The sequence below is a fragment of the Tychonema sp. LEGE 06208 genome (assembly GCF_015207505.1).
Taxonomy (GTDB): domain Bacteria; phylum Cyanobacteriota; class Cyanobacteriia; order Cyanobacteriales; family Microcoleaceae; genus Microcoleus.
In genome coordinates this window covers 1-1850 of record NZ_JADEWT010000217.1, presented here as the reverse complement: position 1 = coordinate 1850, position 1850 = coordinate 1, and the positions used below count along the sequence as shown (strand labels likewise).

2 protein-coding genes are annotated in these 1850 nt (G+C 44.5%); both read right to left on the bottom strand.

Annotated elements, in window-relative coordinates:
- Positions 1-24 precede the first annotated feature (24 nt).
- On the bottom strand, positions 25-1149 hold the full coding sequence (locus tag IQ263_RS27985; RefSeq protein ID WP_194071285.1) for an RNA-guided endonuclease InsQ/TnpB family protein: 1125 nt from the start codon (positions 1147-1149) through the stop codon (positions 25-27).
- Between the two features lie 7 nt (positions 1150-1156).
- On the bottom strand, positions 1157-1774 hold the full coding sequence (locus tag IQ263_RS27980) for an IS607 family transposase (protein ID WP_194071284.1): 618 nt from the start codon (positions 1772-1774) through the stop codon (positions 1157-1159).
- Positions 1775-1850: the final 76 nt, after the last annotated feature.

Genomic DNA, 1850 nt, shown 5'->3' with positions numbered 1-1850 from the left:
CTGACGGTGTTACGCTGCACAACCCTAGACAAACAGGGCATACGCGATAGCAATACTTTCGCTATTGATAGCTAAAGCAAAGGAGCCGTCCCTCAAAGCTCGGATCATAATGTTCCGAGCGCCGCCCCAATCTCGGTCATGTTCGTGACCGCAGTTGGGACATTTAAATGTTTTAGAGCCGCCTAATTTATTGTGTGTCTGTCCGCATTGGGTGCAAGTTTTTGATGTGTAGGATTCGTTCACATCAATTATGACAACACCACGCTTGAGAGCTACTTGCTTGAGATGACGTTCAAAGCGGTAATGCCCCCAAGTCAGCATTTGTCTAGCAGTTTTGGTATGCAGCTTACGAGACGCCTTGACTACCATCTGAGATGTTTCAAATGTCGGTAGCAACATAATTTTGTAATTATTGGTGAGATAATTAGCTATTTGCTTATGAAATTCATCAACCAAGTTGCGGATGCGGATTCTTAAGCGATTAGCAGCCCCCAACATACTGCGCTTTTGTTTTCGATTTTTGGATGAGGCTATTCGTCCCATCAATTTGTCAAGGTGAGAACACAATCTTTGAATGCGCCCAATGTCTGCCTTGCCAAACTCTTGAAATGAGTTACCGTCGTAGCCAGTTAAAAACGTTCTGACACCAGGATCTAGGGCTATTACTTTGTCGAGGACGGGTAGTTTTACCTCTTCCACAACTGGGATGCAAGCAAACCATCGTTTTCGCTCTCTAACAAGCTGGGTTGCAAACTCGACTTGAAGAGGTATTGGTTCGGCTGCATGGAACTTTAAGCCTTTAACCAGCGATGGAAACCAGGTCTGTCCGTTGAAATTGACCTTGTGAAATTTGATGGCTTGAGATGGTTGACGACAACTTCTAAAACTTACTTTTCCACCCTTTGATAAAGCTTGTTTCCAAGCATCCCAAGCATCAAATATGGCATTTTCTTTAGGATGAGATGGTGCAGTTTTTACCCAGTCTGGTAAGTCACAACCTAATACATAGTCTCGCAAAGAATAGGCGCTAGTTATTTTCTCACTTGCCTTTAATGCTGCAATTGCTTTGTTGTAGCAGTAGCGGGCTGCTCCCAGCCAAGACTTCCACTTTTTATGTAACTCGGCTTCTGGATAAACTCTAATCTTCAAGGTTTTATTAGGTGGCGCTTTCTCCTTCTTTTTGTGTCTCGGTTTCTGCTTGTAACTCTTTTTTGATTTGGTTTTCAATGCGTCGGATGGAGTAAAGTCGGCTTGAAAAACTGTGGAGAATTGCGACAATATCTTGAACCAGTTCGGCGTGCGGAGAGAGACTGACTTGGTTGAGAACCACGATTTTGCAGTCAAATTGCTCACAGAGCCACTCGATAATATCAAATCCGAACCTTGCAAGTCGGTCTTTGTGGGCAACCACAATAACTGCGATATCGCGGAGCAAAACTCGTCCCAAAAGGGTGATGAGTCCTTTCCGCCTAAGATTGAGTCCTCCTCCCACTTCCTTAACAATTTCAGCGCCTGGGTAGAGCGCTGATAATCGTTCAACTTGTCGATCGAGGTCTGCTTTTTGAGGTCGGGTAGAGACGCGAGCATAGATAACAGTGGCGCGTCCTCCCTCTGGTTCTGATTCTTTTTTGATGAACTTTTCGATGTCGTACCGTCTTTGACCTGACGGTGTTTTGATTGTGTTGATTTTACCTTCTGCTTCCCATCGTCTGAGGGTTCGGAGGCAAACTCCCAAAGTGTTAGCTGCTTCATTTGGTTTCACGTACTTTGCCATATTAGTATTATGGCTCACCATGTACGCATTGTCCAGTCTTGTCCAATAAATTAATGATTAGAGGCATACCGATCGC